Below are 21,921 nucleotides of genomic sequence, written 5' to 3' on the forward strand. Positions count from 1 at the left end.
GAGTAGGACGGGACACGTGTTATCCTGTCTGAACATGGGGGGACCATCCTCCAAGGCTAAATACTCCTGACTGACCGATAGTGAACCAGTACCGTGAGGGAAAGGCGAAAAGAACCCCTGTGAGGGGAGTGAAATAGAACCTGAAACCGTGTACGTACAAGCAGTGGAAGCCTCCTTGTGGGGTGACTGCGTACCTTTTGTATAATGGGTCAGCGACTTACTTTTAGTAGCAAGGTTAACCGTATAGGGGAGCCGTAGGGAAACCGAGTCTTAACTGGGCGATGAGTTGCTAGGAGTAGACCCGAAACCCGGTGATCTAGCCATGGGCAGGTTGAAGGTTGAGTAACATCAACTGGAGGACCGAACCCACTAACGTTGCAAAGTTAGGGGATGACCTGTGGCTGGGGGTGAAAGGCCAATCAAACCGGGAGATAGCTGGTTCTCCCCGAAAGCTATTTAGGTAGCGCCTCGGACGAATACTACTGGGGGTAGAGCACTGTTTGGGCTAGGGGGTCATCCCGACTTACCAACCCCATGCAAACTCCGAATACCAGTAAGTACTATCCGGGAGACACACGGCGGGTGCTAACGTCCGTCGTGAAGAGGGAAACAACCCAGACCGCCGGCTAAGGTCCCCAAGTTCTGGTTAAGTGGGAAACGAGGTGGGAAGGCTCAGACAGCCAGGATGTTGGCTTAGAAGCAGCCATCATTTAAAGAAAGCGTAATAGCTCACTGGTCGAGTCGGCCTGCGCGGAAGATGTAACGGGGCTAAACCAGGCACCGAAGCCGCGGATTCAGAATTTATTCTGAGTGGTAGGGGAGCGTTCTGTAAGTCTGCGAAGGTGTGTCGTGAGGCATGCTGGAGATATCAGAAGTGCGAATGCTGACATGAGTAACGATAAAGGGGGTGAAAAACCTCCTCGCCGGAAGACCAAGGGTTCCTGTCCAACGTTAATCGGGGCAGGGTGAGTCGGCCCCTAAGGCGAGGGCGAAAGCCGTAGTCGATGGGAAACGGGTTAATATTCCCGTACTGACACACATTGCGATGGGGGGACGGAGAAGGCTAGATGGGCCAGGCGTTGGTAGTCCTGGTGAAAGGATGTAGGTGGTGCGTTTAGGCAAATCCGGACGCACAACACTGAGACCCGAGACGAAGTCACCACGGTGACGAAGTCATTGATGCCCGGCTTCCAGGAAAAGCCTCTAAGCTTCAGATGTGTGTGAACCGTACCCCAAACCGACACAGGTGGTCGGGTAGAGAATACCAAGGCGCTTGAGAGAACTCGGGTGAAGGAACTAGGCAAAATAGTACCGTAACTTCGGGAGAAGGTACGCTGGAGCGGGTGAAGTCCCTTGCGGATGGAGCCTGAGCCAGTCGCAGTGACCAGGTGGCTGGGACTGTTTATCAAAAACACAGCACTGTGCAAACTCGTAAGAGGACGTATACGGTGTGACACCTGCCCGGTGCCGGAAGGTTAATTGATGGGGTTAGCCGCAAGGTGAAGCTCTTGATCGAAGCCCCGGTAAACGGCGGCCGTAACTATAACGGTCCTAAGGTAGCGAAATTCCTTGTCGGGTAAGTTCCGACCTGCACGAATGGTGTAACCATGGCCACGCTGTCTCCACCCGAGACTCAGTGAAATTGAAATCGCCGTGAAGATGCGGTGTACCCGCGGCTAGACGGAAAGACCCCGTGAACCTTTACTATAGCTTGGCACTGAACATTGACCCTACATGTGTAGGATAGGTGGGAGGCTGAGAAGCGGTGACGCCAGTTGCCGTGGAGCCGACCTTGAAATACCACCCTTGTATGTTTGATGTTCTAACGTAGGCCCCTGATCGGGGTTGCGGACAGTGCCTGGTGGGTAGTTTGACTGGGGCGGTCTCCTCCCAAAGCGTAACGGAGGAGCACGAAGGTTGGCTAAGTACGGTCGGACATCGTACGGTTAGTGCAATGGCATAAGCCAGCTTAACTGCGAGACGGACAGGTCGAGCAGGTGCGAAAGCAGGTCATAGTGATCCGGTGGTTCTGAATGGAAGGGCCATCGCTCAACGGATAAAAGGTACTCCGGGGATAACAGGCTGATACCGCCCAAGAGTTCATATCGACGGCGGTGTTTGGCACCTCGATGTCGGCTCATCACATCCTGGGGCTGAAGTCGGTCCCAAGGGTATGGCTGTTCGCCATTTAAAGTGGTACGCGAGCTGGGTTCAGAACGTCGTGAGACAGTTCGGTCCCTATCTGCCGTGGGCGTTGGATGATTGAGGGGGGTTGCTCCTAGTACGAGAGGACCGGAGTGAACGAACCGCTGGTGTTCGGGTTGTCATGCCAATGGCACTGCCCGGTAGCTAAGTTCGGAATCGATAACCGCTGAAAGCATCTAAGCGGGAAGCGAGCCCCGAGATGAGTCATCCCAGAGGTCTAGAACCTCCTGAAGGGCCGTCCGAGACTAGGACGTAGATAGGCAGGGTGTGGAAGCGTAGCGATACGTGCAGCTAACCTGTACTAATGACCCGTGCGGCTTAACCATACAACACCCAAGAAGTGTGAGACCTTGCGGTTTCGAGAACGGATTATTCATCAGGCAGAACATTGCTTCTGCATGTCCGCCCTCCCTGGCGGTCGCTTTTCCGGATTAAAGTTTATGCCTGGCGGCGATAGCGTTGTGGTCCCACCTGACCCCATGCCGAACTCAGAAGTGAAACGCACCCGCGCCGATGATAGTGTGGCAGCTGCCATGTGAAAGTAGGTCACTGCCAGGCACCCAAATTTGTAGCGTCGAGAGATTCGACCGGTCCACTAAAGTGGACGCTACAAACCGCTTTTGCGGAGCGGTAGTTCAGTTGGTTAGAATACCGGCCTGTCACGCCGGGGGTCGCGGGTTCGAGCCCCGTCCGCTCCGCCATCACTCAAAACCCCAGCAGAAATGCTGGGGTTTTTTCGTATTGGCTGCGCCGGACGGCTGGATGATGTCGGCGCGCTGCGCCTCCGCTGCAAAGGCGGTGCCTTTGCAGCTGCGCCTCCGCTGCAAAGGCGGTGCCTTTGCAGCTGCGTCATCACAGACAAAAAAGCCACCTTCGGGTGGCTTTTTTGTTGTCGTTTTCACCGGATCTTCGGTGTCGCTGTCCTGCGATCTTGATCACACTTCATTAACAGTCCGCCTTCTGCTTTTTTCTGTTATCTCATTTAAATTCAATATCTTGCGCTTATTTTGGTCTTTCTGGTCAGCTTCTGGCGAGATTTTGCGATTGCCAATACTGTTAATGGAATGTATATATAATTATGAATTCATAATGATGCTGGCAGCAGCATCAAACCCGAGGAGAAGGCGATGGATAGCAATGTACACTCTTTTGGTCACAATTTTAAAAAGAGTTTGTTAGCGGTAATGCTGGGGGCCGGCCTCTTTGCCGGGACGGCGGGGGCCGAGACCCTGAGGGTAGCGGGCAACTTTGCCGCCGATCACTCCAGCAGCCTGGCAATGGAAGTGTTCAAGCAGGAGGTGGAAACGGCCACCGAGGGTGATATCAAGGTGCAGCTGTTTCCGGCCATGCAACTGGGCGGCGCCACCGAAAACGTGGACCAGGTGCGATCGGGGGTCTTGAGCATGACCTGGATCGGGGTTTCCTTCCTGTCCCGTACCGTGCCCGAGCTGGAAGCGGTCAGCCTGCCCTTCGTGTTCAAGGACAGGGAAACCGCGTTCAGGGTGATCGACGGCCGGGTCGGCGAGTTGCTCAACGACAAGCTGGCGGACAAGGGGTTTGTCGCCCTGGGCTTTATGGAACTGGGTCCGCGCCATATCACCAACAGCGTCAGGCCCATCGACTCCATCGATGATTTCGCCGGCCTCAAGATCCGCCTGCAACCGAACGAGACCCACCTCAAGACCTTCCGTGCCCTGGGCGCCAGCCCGACCTCCATGGGTATCAACGAAGTCTATTCCGCCCTGCAGCAGAAGGTGATCGACGGCCAGGAAAACCCCTTCAGCATCATCCGCAAGAACAACTACCAGGAAGTGCAGCAGTACCTGACCGACACCGGCCACTTCTTCGACTTTATCGTGGTGGTGGCCAACAAGAAGCGCTTCGACAAGCTCTCCGCCGAAGAGCAGCAGCTGCTGCGTGATGCCATGGCCAAGGCGGTGCAGTGGCAGCGGGAAAAGGCGGCGGAAGAGGATCTGCTGTCCCGGGAGCAGCTGGTGGCCGCCGGTATGCAGCTGAACCAGGTCAGCCCCGAGCTCTACCAACAGATGCAGCAGCAGACCGCCGGCATCATCGAGGAGCTGAAAGCGCGCCTGGGTGATGAACTGGTCGATGCGGTGCTGGAGGATGCCAAGTCATGAAATCCGGTCATTCCGAGCAGGCCGGCATGCTGAGCGGGCCTTCGCCCCTGCCTTCGCCGGCCGCGGTCCTGCGCCGCGGCCTGCTGGGACTGGACGGGCTGTCCCGTTACGCCATCTGCACCAGCATGGCCATCATGGTGTTGCTGGTGTCGGCTCAGGTGTTCTGTCGCTATGTCTTGTCCGAGTCCATCGACTGGGCCGATGAAATGTCCCGCCTGGCCTTCGTGTGGGCGGTGTTCCTCGCCATTCCCCATGGCCTGAAGCAGGGTGTCCACGTGGGCATCGACGTGATCACCAACCGGCTGCCGGCCCGGCTGCAGGAAGGGCTGGCCCGGCTGATGCTGGCGGTCAGCGGCGTGCTGATGGTGGTGGTCTGCTACCAGTCGGTGCTGGTGGCCATCGACGGCTGGGGCGAGTTGATGCCGACGGTGCCGGTGAGCGCGGCGGTATTCTACGTGCCGGTGATGCTGAGCTGCGGCCATGCCCTGCTGCATTTGCTGTTTATGGCCTGGCAGGGCACCCGTGTCTGGGCCGATGAGGAGGACGCCTCATGACCACCCTGGCGATTATCACCTTCCTGATCCTGGCGTTGCTGGGCATGCCGCTCGCCTTCGCCCTCGGGCTGGCGGCCCTCGGCGGCCTGGCCTACAGCGGCATCGAGCTGTCGGTCATGCCCCAGCGCATGATGCACGCGGTCAACTCCTTTCCGCTGATGGCGATACCGCTGTTCATGCTGGCGGGCGAGCTGATGGTCGGCGGCCAGGTGATGCAGCGCACCATCGACTTCGCCAACGCCTTCGTCGGCCGGGTCAAGGGCGGGCTGGCCCATGTTACCCTGCTGTCCGGGCTGGGCCTGGCCTCGGTGACCGGTGCCGCCGTGGCGGGCGCCAGTGCCTTGGGCACCACCATGATGCCGGCGATGAAAAAGCATTACGACGCGGGCTTCGGCTCGGCGGTGGTGGCGTCCGCCTCCAACCTGGGGCCCATCATTCCCCCCAGTGCGGCGATGATCGTCTACGCCCTGATGGCCGGATCCTCGGTGTCGGTGGGCGGCCTGTTCATGGCCGGCGTGGTGCCCGGCATCCTGCTGGTGGTGGGCATGATGGCGCTGTCGAGCTGGATTGCGCACCGCAAGGGCTATGCGCCCACCGGCGAGCCCTTCAGCCTGCAGAACCTGCTGCTGCAAACCCGGCGGGCAGGGGCCATCATGCTGATGCCGGTGGTGGTGATCGGCGGCATCGTCGGTGGTGTCTTTACCGCCACCGAAGGCGCGGCCATCGCGGTGATCTACGCCTTTGTCATCGGCAAGTGGGTGACCCGCAAGCTGGCCTGGGCCGATTTGCCGGGTTGCATGTTCCGGGCGGCACTGACCTCGGCCGTGGTCGGCGCCCTGATCGCCTTCGCCACGCCGCTGACCTTCCTGTTCACCATCGACCTGATCCCGCTGCGGCTGTCGGCATTCATCCAGGCGCTGACCGACAATCCCCATCTGTTCCTGGCGCTAGTGATGGCCATGCTGCTGGTGGTGGGCATGTTCCTGGAGTCGAACGCAGCCTACATCATGCTGGTGCCGCTGTTCGCCCCCATCGCCCTGGCCTACGGCATAGACCCGCTCTACTTCGGGTTCCTGTTCGTGTTCAACCTGGTGATCGGCATGATGACGCCGCCGGTCGGGGTGCTGCTGTTCGTGATGTGCGGTATCGCCAAGATCCCCATGTCCCAGTTGCTGCGCTACGTCTGGCCCTTTATTGCCCTGCAGTACCTGGTGCTGGTGTTGTGCTGGATTTTCCCCGGGATAGTGACGGCCCTGCCGCGCGCCCTGGGTTATTGATGACTTACTGTGATGACTAACAAGGAGCAAGTGATGACTGATCGTACTTTATTGGGTGTGCTGACCCCTTCTTCCAATACCACCCTGGAGCCGGTCACCGCCGACATACTGCACGGCGTGAACGGCGTCAGCGCCCATTTCGGCCGGCTCAAGGTGACCGAGATCTCGCTCACCGACCAGGCCCTGAGCCAGTTCGACAACGAGCCCTTCCTGCAGGCCTCCCGGCTGCTGGCGGATGCCCGGGTGCAGTCCATTACCTGGAGCGGAACCTCTTCCGGCTGGCGGGGATTCCAGGACGATGAGATCCTGTGCCGGGCCATTACCGAGGCCACCGGCATTCCGGCTACCACCTCGGTGCTGGCGCTGAACGAGCTGTTCGCCATCACCGGGGTCAAGCGCTTCGGTCTGGTCACCCCCTATCTGCACGAGGTGCAGCAAAAGGTGATCAACACCTATGCCGCCGCCGGTTACGAGTGTGTGGCCGAACGCCACCTCAACGACAGGGGCAACTTCTCCTTCTCGGAGGTGAGCGAAGTCACCATAGCGGAGATGATCCGCGCCGTGGCCCGCGAACAGCAATGCGACGCCATCACCGTCTTCTGTACCAATTTGCGCGGGGCCCGGGTGGCGGCGGATCTGGAGCAGGAGCTGGGCATTCCCATCTACGACACCGTGTCCACCGGGGTGTGGAAGGGCATGCTGCTGGCCGATCGGGATCCCGCCCAGGTCAAAAATTGGGGCAATTTATTTTCACTTAAGCCATAATTATATATTATGTAATGCATAGCCCCGGCCGGTCCGGGGCTTTCACGCTGGCAGGCCGGGGCGAACAAGACCGGGATCACCCTTGCGGGGTCCGAACGTATCGCTTTTACCGGCAACAGATTAAGGTAAGCGGCCTACAAAGCAATAACAACAGGAGCACGATGATGGCTACAGCAATCAATACCCTGGGGAGAAACTCTCTGCGTCGTCGTTCGCTGCACGAAGAGGTGGCCGATTGCGTCCGCACCATGATCATCGAGGGCGAGCTCAAGGAAGGGGAGCGCATCAACGAGCCGGCGCTGTGCAAGCAGCTGGACATTTCCCGCACCCCCCTGCGGGAGGCGCTGAAGGTGCTCAACTCGGAAGGCATGGTCACCATAGAGCCGAACCGGGGCGCCCGGGTGTCGACCATTACCCCCGAGGAAATCCGCGAACATTTTGAAGTGATCTGTTCCCTGGAGCGCCGGGCCGCCGAGCTGGCCGCCCAGCGGGCGACCGAGGCGGAGCTGACCCGGCTGGGGCAGCTGCAGGACAAGCTGGAGCAATACCACCAGGAGCAGGACAAGCACCAGTATTTCGAGATCAACCAGTATATCCACCGGCTGATCATCGAGCTGGCCGGCAACGAGACCCTGACCCAGCTGCACCACCAGCTGATGAACCGGGTCAGCCGTGGCCGCTACCTGGCCATCGGTTTTCATCACCGCTGGGAAGAATCGGTGACCGAGCACCGGGCCCTGCTGGAGGCACTGCAGGCACGGGACGGCGAGCGGGCCGGCCGTATCCTGGCCGAGCATGTGATGCATACCGGCGATCTGCTGGTCAGGGAGCTGGAAGACAAGCAGCAACGGCTCGGCTGAGCACCGCGACAGGGTCTGTGGCCAGGCCCTGAGCATCCCGTTTTTCCTCTTCTTCCACACTTCCTCGCCTGCCCTTTGGCCGCCTGTGCTTCACCAGCGAGGTGTCAATCTGCACACGCCGGCGTCTTTCCCTCCTTCATCTCCTTTTGATCCCATTGGCCGTTATGCCAGCCCTGCCGTTTTATCACCTGATTTAACTTAATTTTTACATTTTGAGATCTTCTTCACATTAACCTCTCCCGGGGTTTGAATACGGTGCACATGGATGATTAATTACGTATACATAATTATGAATTAAATATTCATGCAGCAATACACCGACAGGGAGGAAGGAGTCATGTCCGAGTTTGATCTGGTGATCCGCAATGGCCGCATCGCCACCGCGGCCGACATCACCGACTGTGATCTGGGGATCCGCGACGGCCGCATCGTGGCCATGGGCCTGAACCTGGCGCCGGGGCGGGAAGAGCTGGACGCCAGCGGCCTGCTGGTGCTGCCGGGCGGGGTCGACGGCCACTGTCATCTGGACCAGCCGATGCCGGACGGCCTGCGCATGGCGGATGACTTTTTCACCGGCACCCGCTCCGCCGCCTGCGGCGGCACCACCACGGTGATGCCCTTCGCCGCCCAGGAAAAGGGCCAGTCGCTGAAGGCGGCGGTGGCAGACTACCACCGCCGGGCCGAGGGCAAGGCGGTGATCGACTACGCCTTCCACCTGATCGTGAGCGACCCCACCGAGACGGTGCTGAAGGAAGAGCTGCCGGAACTGATCCGCCAGGGCTGCACCTCATTCAAGATCTACATGACCTACGACGACCTCAAGCTCAACGACGGCCAGATCCTGGACGTGCTGGCGGTGGCCCGGGCCGAGGGCGCCATGGCGATGATCCATGCGGAAAACGCCGACTGCATCAGCTGGCTGACCCGGCGCCTGCTGGATGCCGGCCACAGGGCGCCGCGCTTCCATGCTGCCGCCCGGCCCATGCTGGTGGAGCGGGAAGCCACCCACAGGGCCATCGCCCTGTCCGAGCTGGTGGACGTGCCCATCCTGATCGTGCACGTGTCCGGCGCCGAGGCGGTGGAGCAGATCCGCTGGGCGCGCAGCCACGGCATCAGCATCTATGCGGAAACCTGCCCCCAGTACCTGTTCCTCACCGCCGAGGATCTGGGGCTGGACGGCTACGAGGGCGCCAAGTGCGTGTGCAGCCCGCCGCCCCGGGACCAGGCCAACCAGCAGGTGATCTGGGACGGGCTGGAAGACGGCCTGTTCACCATCTTCTCCTCGGATCACGCGCCCTTCCGCTACGACGATCCCCAGGGCAAGAAGCCGAACGGCGAGGAGGTCGCCTTCCCCTACATCCCCAACGGCATCCCCGGGCTGGAAACCCGGCTGCCGCTGCTGTTCTCGGAAGGGGTGAACAAGGGCCGCATCAGCCTCAACCGCTTCGTGGAGCTGACCGCCACCAACCCGGCCAAGCTGTACGGCCTCTATCCGCGCAAGGGCAGCATAGCGGTGGGCGCGGACGCGGACATCGCGCTCTGGGATCCGAACCGGCAGGTCACCATCCGCAACGAGCTGCTGCACCACGACGTGGATTACACCCCCTACGAGGGCCGCACCGTCACCGGCTGGCCGGTGCTGACCCTGAGCCGGGGCCAGGTGGTGTGGCGGGACGGCGAGGTGCTGGGCCAGGCCGGCCAGGGCTGCTTCCTGCCCTGCGGCAAGCCGGAGATGGCCAAGCCCAAGGTCAGGGGATAGGCGACAGATTGTTTTCGGGCCCGCGGGCCCTTACCGGAGGCCCTGCCTCCATCATCAAGGCAGTTCAAGGAGCGAGACATGTCATACAAGAGCGGGCGTCACTTTCTGCAGATCCCCGGGCCCTCACCGGTACCGGACCGGATACTGCGCGCCATGGACAACCCGGTGATCGACCACCGGGGGCCCGAGTTCGCCGAACTGGGCCAGGCGGTGCTGGCGGGCATCAAGCGCATCTTCAAGACCGAGAGCCCGGTGGTGATCTATCCCGCCTCCGGCACCGGGGCCTGGGAGGCGGCGCTGGTCAACACCCTGAGCCCCGGCGACCGGGTGCTGATGTGCGAAACCGGCCAGTTTGCCACCCTCTGGCATGAGCTGGCCAGCAAGCTCGGGCTGGAGGTGGAGTTCATCCCCGGCGACTGGCGCCACGGCGCCGATCCGCAGGCCATCGCCGAGCGCCTGCGCCGGGACGACGGCCACCAGATCCAGGCGGTGTGCGTGGTGCACAACGAAACCTCCACCGGGGTGACCAGCCGCATCGGCGACATTCGCCGGGCCATCGACGACACCGGCCATCCGGCGCTGTTCATGGTGGACACCATCTCCGGCCTGGCCTCGGCGGATTACCGCCACGACGAGTGGGGGGTGGACGTTACCGTCTCCGGCTCCCAGAAGGGCCTGATGCTGCCGCCGGGCATCAGCTTCAACGCCCTGAGCGACAAGGCCCTGGCGCGCGCCAAACAGGCCCGGCTGCCCAGGTCCTACTGGGACTGGGGCGCCATGCTGGCCAGCAACGCCACCGGCTACTTCCCCTACACCCCGGCCACCAACCTGCTGTACGGCCTGAAGGAAGCCATCCACATGCTGGAGGTGGAGGGGCTGGACCACGTCTTCGCCCGCCACCAGCGCCATGCCGAGGCCACCCGCCGGGCGGTGCAGGCCTGGGGCCTGGAGGTGCTGTGCCTCAACCCGGCCGAGCACAGCCCGGTGCTGACCACGGTGCTGCTGCCCGAAGGCCACGACGCCGACCGGCTGCGCCGGCTGATCCTGGAGCGGTTCGACATGTCGCTCGGCGCCGGCCTCGGCAAGCTCAAGGGCCGGGTGTTCCGCATCGGCCACCTGGGCGCCATCAACGATCTCACCCTGCTCGGCACCCTGGCCGGGGTGGAGATGGGGCTGGCCTGTGCCGGCGTGCCGCACCAGCCCGGCGGCGTGCAGGAAGCCATGCGTTTCCTCGCCGACCGCTGAGCCCGTTTCGGTGGTCCGCCCCGGGCGGGCCACCCCGGATGCAATCCGCATGTTCAAGGAAGGAGTACCTCACGATGAGAAAGTTACTGTTAGCCACCCTGCTCGGCACCACCCTGGCCGGCACCCCGGCCCTGGCCGAAACCATCAACCTCAAGGTGATCGGCCAGCCCCTGGCCACCGGCCTGATCCAGAAGAACAAGGAGCAACCCTTCTTCGAGACCCTGGCGGAAAAGACCGGGCTGCCGCTCAGCATCAACTACAAGCCGCTGGACACCACCGGCATCAAGGACGTGGAGCAGTTGCGGGTGCTGAAATCCGGCCTGTTCGACCTGATTTCATTGCGCATGTCCCAGGTGTCCCGGGACGAGCCGACCATCCTCGGCCTGGATCTGGTGGGCCTGAACCCGGACTTCCAGCAGGGTCGGCGGGTGGTGGAAGCCTACCAGGACACGGTGGACCAGCGCCTGCAGGAGCGGTTCAACACCAAGCTGCTGGCGGTCTGGCCCTTCGGGCCCCAGGTGCTGTTCTGCAAGCACCCCATCAACAGCCTGGCGGACGTCAAGGGGCTCAAGGTGCGGGTCTATGACCAGAACCTGGCCCAGTTCGTGGAATCGGTGGGCGGGGTGCCGGTGCCGGTGGCCTTCGGCGACGTGCACCAGAGCCTGGCGCTCGGCATGATCGAATGCGCCATCACCGGCCCCAGTTCCGCCAACTCCGCCGGCTGGCCGGAAGTCACCACCCATATGCTGCCGCTCGGCTTCCAACTGGCGCTGAACGGCTACGGCATCAACCTCAAGACCTGGAACAAGCTGACCCCGGAGCAGCAGCAGCGGCTGCAGGCGGCCTTCGACGAGCTGAGCGAGGACATCTGGAGCTATTCGGAAGAGCTGTTCCTGGATGCCAGCCGCTGCAACGTGGGCGCCGAGCCCTGCACCACCGGCACCAAGTACAAGCTGGTGGACGTGCCGGTGAGCGAGGCGGATCTGGCCATCCTGGCCAGCACGGTACAGAAGGTGTCCTACCCCACCTGGGCCGAGCAGTGCGACAAGGCCAACCCCGACTGCTCCGCCAACTGGCAGCGGGATCTGGCCGGTATCGCCGGGCTGTAAGCTCAGGGCGCGGGCGGCGGTAGCCGCCCGCGACCGGCAACAAGGAGAGGTTGAAATGAAGCGAATCGAGCAACTGGCCAGTCTGGCCTTCGGCGGCATGTTTCTGCTGCTGTCGATGTTGATCGCGGTAGAAACCCTGCTGCGCAAGTTCTTCAAGGTGTCGCTGCAGGGGGTGGACGAACTCAGTGGCTATGCGCTGGCGGTGGGCGCCACCCTGGCCTTTACCATCGCCCTGTTCGGGCGGGCGCACATGCGCATCGACATCTTCCACGAACGGCTGCCGGCGAGGCTGCAGGGCCTGCTCAACTGGCTGTCGGCCCTGTTCATGACCGGCCTGGGGCTGTTCATGGCCTGGGTCTGCCTGAACGTGGTACGCGAGACCCTGGACTACGGCAGCACTTCCCAGACCCCCTGGGCCACGCCGCTGATCTACCCCCAGGGGGTGTGGCTGGCGGGGCTTTCGGTGTTTGCCCTGGTGGCCCTGGGTTACGGCCTGCGCGCCAGCTGGCTGCTGGCCAGGGGCGACCTGGCGGCGCTCAACCGGGAGTTCAATCCCAAGGGCGTGAGTGAAGAGCTCAAGGCCGAGCTGGAGGACTTCGCCCAACGCCAGCAACAGGCCAACGACGGCATGACACCGGCACTGGCCGGGGAGGGAGCGAAATGAGCGTCACCACCGTCTTTATCGGCTTTTTCGCCATGCTCGGCATGCTGCTGCTGGGCCTGCCCATCGCCGTGGCCATGGCCCTGATCGGGGTGATCGGCGGCATCATGGTATTCGACTGGACCTTTATGGATTCCATCGGCGCCGTGGTGTGGAGCGTGCACAACGAGGCCCTGCTCACCGCCATCCCGCTGTTCATCCTGCTCGGCGAACTGCTGCTGCGCAGCGGCATCGCCGACAAGATGTTCCTGGCCATGGCCGCCTGGCTGGGCCGGCTGCCCGGGGGCTTGCTGCACACCAACATCGGCTCCTGCGCCCTGTTCGCCGCCACCTCCGGCTCCTCGGTGGCCACCGCCGCCACCATCGGCACCGTGGCCCTGCCTTCGCTGAAGGAGCGCAACTACTCCATGCGCCAGTCGCTCGGCAGCCTGGCCGCCGGCGGCACCCTGGGCATACTGATCCCGCCCAGCGTCAACATGCTGATCTACGGCTCGCTCACCAACAACTCCATCGGCAAGCTGTTTATGGCGGGGCTGATCCCGGGCGTGCTGCTCAGCCTGCTGTTCATGGTCTATATCGGCTTCGCCAACATGGGCCGGGACAGCATGCGGGAGGAGCGGCTGCCCCTGGCCGAGAAGCTCAGGCTCTCGCGCCACCTGATCCCGCCGGCGGTGGTGTTCGGCATCGTCATGGGCAGCATCTACACCGGCCTGGCCACCGCCACCGAGTCCGCCGCCCTGGGGGTGATGACGGCGCTCTACTTCGCCTGGCGCTCGGGCCGGCTGTCGCTCGCCTTCCTGCAGGAGTGCTTCGTGCAGACCGCGCGCATCACCGGCATGATACTGCTGATCATCACCGCCGCCTTCGTGCTCAACCTGACCATCAGCCTCACCGGGGTGGTGGACGAGCTGACCGCCTGGGTCACCTCCTTCGGGCTCAGCGTCACCGGCCTGCTGCTGTTGCTGATCCTGTTCTACCTGGCGCTCGGCATGTTCATGGACGTGCTGTCGATGCAGGTGCTGACCATTCCCATCACCTATCCCATCGTCACCGCCCTGGGCGTGGATCCCATCTGGTACGGGGTGTTCGTGGTGCTGATGTGCGAGCTGGCGCTGATCACCCCGCCGGTGGGCATGAACCTGTTCGTGGTGCAGAGCGTGCGCAAGGACGGCGGCAACATCAGCGACGTGATGTGGGGAGTGGTGCCCTTTATCCTGATCATGATGTTGTTCACCCTGAGCCTGATGATGTTCCCGGAGATCGCCCTATGGCTGCCCAACATGATGTAACCCAGAGCTGGCGCCTGGGCGCCCTGGAGCTGGCGGCGGCCTACGCCGCCGGCACCCTGGCCCCGCTGGCGGTGGTCAAGGCGCTGGGCGCACGCATCGCCCGGCTTAATCCGACACTCAATGCCCTGATCACGATAAACCCGGCCGCAAGGGAGGACGCCGCCGCCGCCACCGCACGCTGGGCCGAGGGCACCCCCCTCAGCCCGCTCGACGGGGTGCCGCTCACGGTCAAGGACCACCTCAACGTCGAGGGCCTGGCCACCACCTGGGGCAACCGGGCGCTGGCGGGCCGGATTGCCGAGGAGGACGAACTGGCGGTGGCCCGCTGCCGGGCGGCGGGGCTGGTGATCCTGGGCAAGACCAACGTGCCCGAGTTCACCCTGGAGGGCTATACCGACAACGCCCTGTTCGGGGTGACCCGCAACCCCTGGAACCCGGCGCTGACCCCGGGCGGCTCCAGTGGCGGAGCGGTGGCGGCGGTGGCGGCGGGGCTCTGCCCGCTGGCGCTGGGCACCGACGGCGGCGGCTCCATCCGCCGGCCGGCGTCCCACACCGGCCTGGTGGGGCTCAAGCCCTCCATCGGCGCCGTGGCCCGGGCCGGTAGCCTGCCCCAGGTGATGCTGGACTTCGAGGTGGTGGGCCCGCTGGCGCGCACCGCGGCGGACGCCGAGGCGCTGTACCGCGTGATCGCCGGTCCAGACCGGCGGGATCAGGGCTCCCTGTGGGCCCGTCCGGCGGCCAAAGTCGGGCCGCTGCGGATCCTTTACGTGCCGCGCTTCGGCGAACAGCCGCTGGATCCGGAGATAGCGGAGAGCGTCGAGCGGGCGGTGGCGGTGCTGGAAGGGCTGGGCCACCGGGTGATCCGGGGCGCGCTGCCTTTCGGCCTGGCGTCGGTGGACCGCTTCTGGCCGATGATGGGAGCGGCGGCGGTGGCGGCCATCTTCGCCGCCTTGCCACAAGCAGAACCGGTGGCCGCCGAGCGCTTCCGGGCCCTGGCCGCGCAGGGGCGGCAACTGCCGGCGGCGGACTACCTGGGCGGTTGGGAGGGCATCCGCCGTTTCCGGGAGCGGGTGAGCCGGGCCTTCGAGGCGGTGGACATCATCATCACCCCCTCGGCGGCGGCGCTGCCCTGGCCGGCGACAGAGCCTTATCCGCCGGAGATCGCCGGCCAGGCGGTGGGGCCGCGGGGCCACGCCATCTACACCGGCTGGGTCAACGCCTGCGGGCACCCGGCCATCAACCTGCCGGCGCCACCCTCGGCGGGCGGCCTGCCCATCGGCTTCCAGCTGGTGGGCGCTTTTGGCCAGGACGCGCAGCTGCTGCAACTGGCGGCGGACTATGAACGAGCAAACGGACGGGGCTGGCGCTGGCCGGCCCTGGCGGAGCAGACCACGACAGGATGACCAGAATGGAACAACAGGAGATGCAACAGGCGGTGGCATTGGTGCTGGCCGCCTACCGGGGCGGTGAGCAGTTCGATACCCCGGCGGAGGCGGTGGGGCCGCAAACGGTGGCCCAGGCCTACGCCGTCCAGGACGGGGTGGCGCGGGCGCTGTGGCCGGGGCAGCGCACCCGCTGCTGGAAGGTGGGGGCGCCCAACAAGGACAGCGAGGCCTACAGCGCGCCCATCCCGCCCCGGCGGGTCCACGCCAGCGGCGCCCGCCTGAGCGGGGATGATTTTCACATGATCGGCATAGAGGCGGAGCTGGCGTTCCGGGTGACCCGCCCCCTGCCGCCCCGGGCCTGCTTGTATGAGGAGGCCGAGGTGCGGGCGGCGCTGGGCGAGCTGTGCGTGACCATCGAACTGGTGGACACCCGGCTGCGCCAGTGGCAGCAGGCCGGTGCCTTGTGGCGGCTGGCGGACAACCAGATCAACGGGGCGCTGATCGTCGGCGGCGGCATCAGCGACTGGCAGGGGCTCGAGCTGGCGCAACGGCCGCTGGCGCTGACGGTGAACGGCGAGGTGCTGGCCGAGCAGCGCGGTGGCCACCCGCTGGGGGATCCGGCGAGCCTGCTGGGCTGGTCGGTGAACCACCTGGTGGCGCGCAACAAGGGGCTGGAGCCCGGGGATCTGATCACCACCGGCAGTTGGACCGGGATGCGCTTTATCGCTCCCGGCGCCGAGGTGTGCGCCCGCTTCCCGGGTATCGGCGAGGCCAGGGTCAGGATAGACTGAGTCCCGCGTCCGTTCCGGGCCGGGCCCGGGTAAGGAGTTCATCATCGCCTGGTTACTTCCCGGCGGCCTCTGCGCCGCCATACTGCTGGCCCTGCTGCTGCCCGGCCCCGGGCTCTGGCTGGCCCAGTGGCAGCCGCTGCCCTGGCTGGTGGCGGTGATCTTCCTGGTCAACGGCCTGCAGAGCCGGCTGCAGGAGCTCAGGCCCGAGCCCGGCTTCGGCCGGGTGTTCCTGGCGGCGCTGGTGATCAGCCTGCTGCTGTCGCCGCTGGTGGGCTGGCTGATCTACCAGCATGGCGGCCTGGCCCCCGGCTTGGCGCTGGGGCTCTTGGTGGTGTCGGTGGTGCCGCCGACGCTCTCGTCCTGCGTGGTGCTGACCCGGCTCAGCGGCGGCCAGGCCCAGTGGTCGCTGTTCATGACCCTGGGGCTGAACCTGCTCGGCATCGTCACCATCCCGCTGATGCTGAGCCTGCTGATCGGCCAGGGCGCGGCACTCTCGCCCTGGCCGCTGCTGCACAAGCTGTCGTCCATGGTGCTGCTGCCCTTCGTGCTCGGCCTGGTGCTGCGCCAGCTGCTGGGCGGCCTGGTGGTGCGCCGCTGGATGGGGATGGTGCCGACCCTGAGCGTGGTGATCACCGCCTGGATCACCCTGTCCACCAGCCGGGAGGCGCTGTTGCAGCTGGGCTGGCCGGATCTGCTGGCGCTGGCGGCCTGGTCGCTGCTGCTGCACGGCACCCTGCTGGGGCTGTGCCTGCTGGCGGGGGCCGGGCTCGGGCTTGCCCGGCCGGCCCGGCTGGCGCTGCTGTTCACCGCCGCCCAGAAGACCACGCCGGTGGCGGTGAGCGTGCTGGTGGCGATGAACGCCGCGGGCGGCCTGGCGGTGGTCGGCTGCCTGGTGTTTCACTTCCTGCACATGCTGGCCGACTCCCTGCTGGCCTCGCGCCTGGCTCCCCGGGCGCGGCCCGTCCCGGCGGGCGGCGAGGCCGGCTTATAAGCGCGGCATTGCCCCGAGTTGGGGAACGCTGCCACAGCCATGCCGTTCTATTCGGCAGGGTACCGGCACCTGACTGGGATGGAGTTCGTGGTTAGATCAAAGGGTTCCATCCCGCTGTTATTGGCTGCGATTCGATATAAGCAATTTCCCCGGAACCCGGGGCCCCGACGCCATAATTAAAGCGGACACTGTTGGAGCCGGCCTTGGACGGGAGCCGGATGCCGGCGCCATCGAAAAAGGCAGGAGGTAGGGTATGAACAAGCACAGCAAACCGGGCCTGGCACTCGCCCTCGTGTTCGGCATGGTCCCCCTGGCGCTTGGGGCGGGCACGACCGCATCGGGCGAACACTACGGCGAGCAGCTCGGCAAGGTCGCGTTTAGCGTGTCCTGCCAGGCGCAGGCCGCTGCCCTGGTGGAACGGGGCATGGCACTGTTGCATCACATGACCTATGAAGGCGCCGAGGCCGAGTTTGCCCGGGCCGCCGAGCTCGATCCCGGCTGCGCCATGGCTTATTGGGGGCAGGCCATGAGCTACATCCATCCGTTGTGGTCGGATCCGCCCTCCCGGGAGCGTTATCAGCAGGGGGCGGCGCTCATCGACAAGGCCAGGGCGGCGGGGGCGGCCAGCGAGCTGGAGCAGGCCTTTATCGCGGCGGTGGCGGCCTACTACCGGCACGAGTGGGAGCCGGACGAGCGGCCCCGCCTGGCCAGCTTTGCCGAGGGCTGGCGCCTGGCCTACGACGCCATGCCCGAAGAGCACGAAGTCATGAGCTTTTACGCCCTGGCGTTGATCGCCACGGCGGATCCGGCGGACAAGAGCTACCGGGCCCAACTGGAGGCCGGCCGCCTGGCGGAGCAGGTACTGGCGGACAACCCCCAGCATCCGGGCGCCCACCACTACGCCATCCATGCCTATGATTATCCGCCGCTGGCGGAAAAGGCCCTGGCGGTGTCGCGGCGTTACGGAGAGGTGGCGCCGGAGGTGCCCCACGCCTTGCATATGCCGTCCCATATCTTTACCCGCGCCGGCCTGTGGCAGGAGTCCATCGGCTGGAACCGGGCCTCGGCCGAGGCGGCCCTCAAGCACCCGTTCGGGGACGCAGTCTCCTTCCACTATCTGCATGCCCTGGATTACCTGGTGTATGCCCATCTGCAGGGCGCCGAGTACGGCAAGGCCGAGCAGGAGCTGGCTCGGATCACCGGCATAAATGGTCCCATCCAGGCCCATGCCGCCTCCGCCTATACCCTGGCGGCGGCCCCGGCGCGGCTGGCCCTGGAACGGCAACAGTGGGAGCAGGCCGCCAGGCTGGAGCCCCGCACCCCGGCGGATTTTCCCTGGGAGCGATTCCCGGCCATGGAGGCCATCAGCCACTTCGCCAAGGCCCTGGGTGCCGCCCATATGGGTGAACCGCAACTGGCGCGGGACGCCATCGCCCGCCTGGGCGAACTGCGGGAGGCCGCGGCGACCACCTCGCCTTACTGGGCTAGGCAGGTCGAAATCCAGCAAAAGGCGGCCGAGGCCTGGCTGATGTTCCTGCAGGGGAACAAGGAGGAAGGCCTGCAACGGATGCGCGCCGCCGCCGAACTGGAAGCCGGCACCGAGAAGCACCCGGTCACGCCGGGTGAGGTGCTGCCGGCCCGTGAGCTGTTCGGCGACATGCTGCTGGAGCTGGAGATGTACAGCGAGGCCAGGGCCGAATACGAGGCGGCGCTGGCGCGCTCGGCCAACCGCTTCAACAGCCTGTACGGCGCCGGCCGGGCCGCCGAGCTGGCCGGTGACCGGGAGGGCGCCGCCGGCTACTATCGGCGGCTGGTCGAGCTGGCCGCCCAGGCGGATACCGAGCCGGCGCGGCTGAACGCGGCCAGGCAGTTCCTGGCCCGGCCTTAGCCGGCGGGGGGACTGGCCAGCAACTGTGCCACTTCCCCGAACCGCTGCCGCTCCAGGGCGCCGAAGCCGGGCTTGCCCCTGGCCTTGAGCCGGTTGAGCAGGGGCGTGCTGATGCCGCACAGGAAGCAGGCCAGGCTGTGGGTGCTGAGCGGGGTACCATCCTCCTGCTGCAGCGCCCGGCACCACTGCTCCAGTTGGGCTGGTGCGGGCAGGGGCGGCAACGCTGGGGCCGGCAGCCGGGCGGGCCGGCCGGCGCACACCGAGCAGTGGCCACAACGGACCGGGGCCTGGTGATCGGCGAAGTAGCCGGCCAGGCGCCGGCTCAGGCAGTCGTCGCTCTCGAAGAAGTCGATCATCTCCTCCAGCCGGCTGAGCTCGCTGCGCTCCTTCTGCCGGAAGAGGGCATGCAGCCGCGCGGCTTCCGCCTCCGGATCGAAACCGGACTGCAGCACCCGGTACACCTCGATCATCTGTTTGCTTTCCAGGCTGATCCAGCCCTGTTGGTGCAGGTAGTCGAGGGCGCGGATCACCCGCTGCCGCTCGCCGCCGGCGCGCTGCCGGATGGCCTCGAAATTCACCTGGCACCAGCTGCGGGCCTGGGGCGAGCCGTCGAACAACTGCCGCAGAAAGGCCTGGCGCTCGCCCTGGAAGGCGGCGAGGATCTCCTCGCGCGGCTTGATAAACTTGAAGCGATAATCGGCGAAATAGCTGTATTGCGGCTCGATAATGCCGTCCAGCTCCAGGTACACCAGCAGCGTCTTGAGCGGCAGCAGGCGGATGTTGGTGGCGTTGGAGAGCCGCAGCGGCATCAGTTCCCACTGGGGGCCGGCCTGCTGCAGTTCCCCGAGCAGGTCGCGGATGGCGGCGGGCTCGGGGGTGTCGCCGTAGACGAAGTTTTCCAGCACGTTGAGCCCGGCCCGGTTGCCCAGCAGGGTGCAGGTGGAAGGGTTGCCGTCGCGCCCGGCCCGGCCGATCTCCTGGCTGTAGTTCTCGATGGACTTGGGCAGATCGTAGTGGATCACCCGGCGGATATCGGCCTTGTCCACCCCCATGCCGAAGGCGATGGTGGCGACGATGCAGGGAACCCGCCCCTGCATGAAATCCTGCTGCAGCTGCTTGCGCAGATCCTGCTCCAGGCCGGCGTGGTAGGCCCGGGCGGGGATGCCGGCCGCCGCCAGGCGCTCGGCCAGCTGCTCGGCGCTGTGCTGCAGGGTCACGTAGACGATGGTGGACGAGCGGGGGGCTTCCGCCAGCAACTGCTGCAGGGCGGCGGCCTTGTCCTGCTCTTCCACCGGCAGCACCTGCAACTGTAGGTTGGGCCGGTAGAAGCCGGTGATCACCACATTTTCCTTAGGGATCGCGAACTTTTGCTGCATATCCTCGATGACTCTGGGGGTGGCGGTGGCGGTGAGCAGCAGCACCTGGGGAATGGCGAGCTGCTGGCGGTACTGGGGCAGCTTGAGGTAATCGGGGCGGAAGTTGTGGCCCCATTCGGAGATGCAATGGGCCTCGTCCACCACCAGCAGGGACAGCGGCACCCGGCCGATAAACTGGCGGAAGCGCTCGTTCTTCAGCCGCTCCACCGAAATCATCAGGATCTTGATGCGGCCCTCGCTCACCTCCTGCATCACCCGCCGGCTCTCTTCCCAGCCCTGGCTGGAGTCGATGCTGGCGGCGGGAATGTTCAGCCGGCGCAGAAAGGCCAGCTGATCCTGCATCAGCGCCAGCAGGGGCGAGATCACCAGGGTCAGGTGCGGCAGCAGCAGCGCCGGCAACTGGTAGCACAGCGACTTGCCCGAGCCGGTGGGAAAGATGGCCGCCGCCGACCGGCCGGCCAGCAACTGCTCTATCACCTGCTGCTGGCCCGGGCGCAGCGAGGAAAAACCAAAGGTCTGTTGCAGGGTGTGGTGGAGGTTCATGGGCTGGAAACCTGAATATGCAGAGCATTGAAGCTTGCAGCGTGTCTTCTTGTTTCGCAACCCAGGGCGGCTAATTTCCCCCGTTTGGGGGATATGACCGGCAGAAACTGGTCAACCAACAGTACTATAGGGGATTGGAACACCAGGATCGTGCAGATAATCAGCGAAAAGGCTGAGGCGCCCCGGCAAGGGGCGCTCGTTATCCTTTCTTTCAGCCCTGTTCCAGCTTGTCCTGGGTCTTCAGTTCGAAGTCGCTGGCGTCGTGGCGCTCGTGCAGCTGCTCCTCGAGCGGGCCCGAGGTCCGGTTGACCATGCGTCCGCGCCGCACGGCGGGGCGCCGGGCGATGGCGTCGGCCCAGCGTTGCACATGGGGATATTCATGGGCCGAGAGGAACTGGGCCGCCTCGTAGACCTGGTTGCGCACCAGGCCGCCGTACCAGGGCCAGATGGCCATGTCGGCGATGCTGTATTCCTCGCCGGCGATGTAGGGGCACTCGGCCAGCCGCCGGTTCAGCACGTCCAGCTGGCGTTTCACTTCCATGGCGTAGCGGTTGATGGGGTATTCGTACTTCTCCGGGGCATAGACGTAGAAGTGGCCGAAACCGCCGCCCAGGATGGGAGCACTGGCCATCTGCCAGAACAGCCAGGACAGGCATTCGGTGCGCCCGGCGGGATCTTGGGGGAGGAAGGCGCCGAACTTTTCCGCCAGGTACAGCAGGATGGCGCCGGATTCGAATACCCGTTGCGGCGGCTGCACGCCGTGATCGACCAGGGCCGGTATCTTGGAGTTGGGGTTGACCGCCACGAAGCCGCTGCCGAACTGATCGCCTTCGCCGATGCGGATCAGGTGGGCGTCGTACTCGGCGCCTTCGAACCCCAGCGCCAGCAGTTCTTCCAGCATGATGGTGACCTTGACCCCGTTGGGGGTGGCCAGGGAGTAGAGCTGCAGCGGGTGCCGGCCCACCGGCAGGGCCTGGTCGTGGGTAGGGCCGGCCACGGGCCTGTTGATATGGGCGAAGGCGCCGCCGCTGGGGGCTTCCCATTTCCACACTTTGGGGGGAACGTAGGGGGTATCGCTCATCATG

17 protein-coding genes, 1 tRNA gene and 2 rRNA genes (1 of these 20 cut by a window edge) are annotated in these 21,921 nt (G+C 64.8%); 17 read left to right on the forward strand and 3 right to left on the reverse strand.

Features of this window, described 5'->3' with window-relative positions; genetic code table 11:
* From AN401_RS02935 to AN401_RS02945, 3 genes are all read left to right on the forward strand, one after another.
* Window positions 1-2,531 (forward strand): 23S ribosomal RNA (locus tag AN401_RS02935); it begins 359 nt to the left of the window's first position.
* Window positions 2,532-2,648: 117 nt separating this feature from the next.
* Window positions 2,649-2,763, forward strand: a 5S ribosomal RNA gene (gene rrf, locus AN401_RS02940).
* Between the two features lie 66 nt (window positions 2,764-2,829).
* Window positions 2,830-2,906, forward strand: a tRNA-Asp gene (locus tag AN401_RS02945).
* On the opposite strand, the gene AN401_RS19655 is transcribed toward AN401_RS02945, so the two are convergent.
* Window positions 2,907-3,107 carry a hypothetical protein gene (locus tag AN401_RS19655; protein WP_157772147.1) on the reverse strand — a complete coding sequence of 67 codons (201 nt, stop codon included), beginning with the start codon at window positions 3,105-3,107 and terminating at the stop codon, window positions 2,907-2,909. It abuts the tRNA gene before it with no gap.
* Window positions 3,108-3,389: 282 nt separating this feature from the next.
* Here AN401_RS19655 and AN401_RS02950 point away from each other — a divergent pair, with 282 nt between their 5' ends.
* The 14 genes from AN401_RS02950 to AN401_RS03015 all read left to right on the forward strand — a co-directional run bounded on the left by AN401_RS02950 (window position 3,390) and on the right by AN401_RS03015 (window position 18,917).
* Complete coding sequence (locus tag AN401_RS02950) at window positions 3,390-4,343, forward strand: TRAP transporter substrate-binding protein (protein ID WP_232513371.1); 954 nt, start codon at window positions 3,390-3,392, stop codon at window positions 4,341-4,343.
* Entirely contained in the window at window positions 4,340-4,897 is a 558-nt protein-coding gene (locus AN401_RS02955) for a TRAP transporter small permease (protein ID WP_094041095.1), read from the forward strand. The genes AN401_RS02950 and AN401_RS02955 overlap by 4 nt, the downstream gene beginning before the upstream one ends.
* On the forward strand, window positions 4,894-6,174 hold the full coding sequence (locus tag AN401_RS02960; protein WP_096778495.1) for a TRAP transporter large permease: 1,281 nt from the start codon (window positions 4,894-4,896) through the stop codon (window positions 6,172-6,174). Before AN401_RS02955 ends, AN401_RS02960 begins: the two co-directional genes overlap by 4 nt.
* Before the next feature lie 33 nt (window positions 6,175-6,207).
* Window positions 6,208-6,939, forward strand: a complete 732-nt coding sequence (locus AN401_RS02965) for a maleate cis-trans isomerase family protein (RefSeq protein WP_096778496.1) — start codon at window positions 6,208-6,210, stop codon at window positions 6,937-6,939.
* 164 nt (window positions 6,940-7,103) lie between these two features.
* Entirely contained in the window at window positions 7,104-7,799 is a 696-nt protein-coding gene (locus tag AN401_RS02970) for a GntR family transcriptional regulator (RefSeq protein WP_096780286.1), read from the forward strand.
* A gap of 337 nt (window positions 7,800-8,136) precedes the next feature.
* Complete coding sequence (gene hydA, locus AN401_RS02975) at window positions 8,137-9,558, forward strand: dihydropyrimidinase (protein ID WP_096778497.1); 1,422 nt, start codon at window positions 8,137-8,139, stop codon at window positions 9,556-9,558.
* Between the two features lie 78 nt (window positions 9,559-9,636).
* Window positions 9,637-10,803, forward strand: coding sequence for a pyridoxal-phosphate-dependent aminotransferase family protein (locus AN401_RS02980; protein WP_094041091.1), 1,167 nt, complete (start codon window positions 9,637-9,639; stop codon window positions 10,801-10,803).
* 74 nt (window positions 10,804-10,877) lie between these two features.
* Window positions 10,878-11,912, forward strand: a complete 1,035-nt coding sequence (locus tag AN401_RS02985) for a TRAP transporter substrate-binding protein (RefSeq protein ID WP_096778498.1) — start codon at window positions 10,878-10,880, stop codon at window positions 11,910-11,912.
* A gap of 55 nt (window positions 11,913-11,967) precedes the next feature.
* Window positions 11,968-12,576, forward strand: a complete 609-nt coding sequence (locus AN401_RS02990; RefSeq protein WP_094041089.1) for a TRAP transporter small permease subunit — start codon at window positions 11,968-11,970, stop codon at window positions 12,574-12,576.
* Window positions 12,573-13,862, forward strand: a complete 1,290-nt coding sequence (locus AN401_RS02995) for a TRAP transporter large permease (protein ID WP_096778499.1) — start codon at window positions 12,573-12,575, stop codon at window positions 13,860-13,862. The genes AN401_RS02990 and AN401_RS02995 overlap by 4 nt, the downstream gene beginning before the upstream one ends.
* A complete protein-coding gene (locus AN401_RS03000; RefSeq protein WP_096778500.1) occupies window positions 13,841-15,265 on the forward strand; it encodes an amidase in 1,425 nt (474 codons plus the stop codon). The genes AN401_RS02995 and AN401_RS03000 overlap by 22 nt, the downstream gene beginning before the upstream one ends.
* Window positions 15,266-15,270: 5 nt before the next feature.
* Window positions 15,271-16,038 carry a 2-keto-4-pentenoate hydratase gene (locus tag AN401_RS03005; RefSeq protein ID WP_096778501.1) on the forward strand — a complete coding sequence of 256 codons (768 nt, stop codon included), beginning with the start codon at window positions 15,271-15,273 and terminating at the stop codon, window positions 16,036-16,038.
* A gap of 43 nt (window positions 16,039-16,081) precedes the next feature.
* Window positions 16,082-17,029: a bile acid:sodium symporter gene (locus tag AN401_RS03010; RefSeq protein ID WP_096778502.1), complete on the forward strand. Its 948-nt coding sequence runs from the start codon at window positions 16,082-16,084 to the stop codon at window positions 17,027-17,029.
* Window positions 17,030-17,282: 253 nt separating this feature from the next.
* A complete protein-coding gene (locus tag AN401_RS03015; protein ID WP_096778503.1) occupies window positions 17,283-18,917 on the forward strand; it encodes a tetratricopeptide repeat protein in 1,635 nt (544 codons plus the stop codon).
* Here AN401_RS03015 and AN401_RS03020 read toward each other — a convergent pair.
* Together AN401_RS03020 and yghU are read right to left on the reverse strand one after the other, a co-directional pair.
* Window positions 18,914-20,836 carry a RecQ family ATP-dependent DNA helicase gene (locus tag AN401_RS03020; RefSeq protein ID WP_094039265.1) on the reverse strand — a complete coding sequence of 641 codons (1,923 nt, stop codon included), beginning with the start codon at window positions 20,834-20,836 and terminating at the stop codon, window positions 18,914-18,916. The genes AN401_RS03015 and AN401_RS03020 overlap by 4 nt on opposite strands.
* Before the next feature lie 211 nt (window positions 20,837-21,047).
* Window positions 21,048-21,917: a glutathione-dependent disulfide-bond oxidoreductase gene (yghU, locus tag AN401_RS03025; RefSeq protein ID WP_176442026.1), complete on the reverse strand. Its 870-nt coding sequence runs from the start codon at window positions 21,915-21,917 to the stop codon at window positions 21,048-21,050.
* Between the last annotated feature and the right edge of the window lie 4 nt (window positions 21,918-21,921).

The organism is Zobellella denitrificans (assembly GCF_002407485.1).
Classification (GTDB): domain Bacteria; phylum Pseudomonadota; class Gammaproteobacteria; order Enterobacterales; family Aeromonadaceae; genus Oceanimonas; species Oceanimonas denitrificans.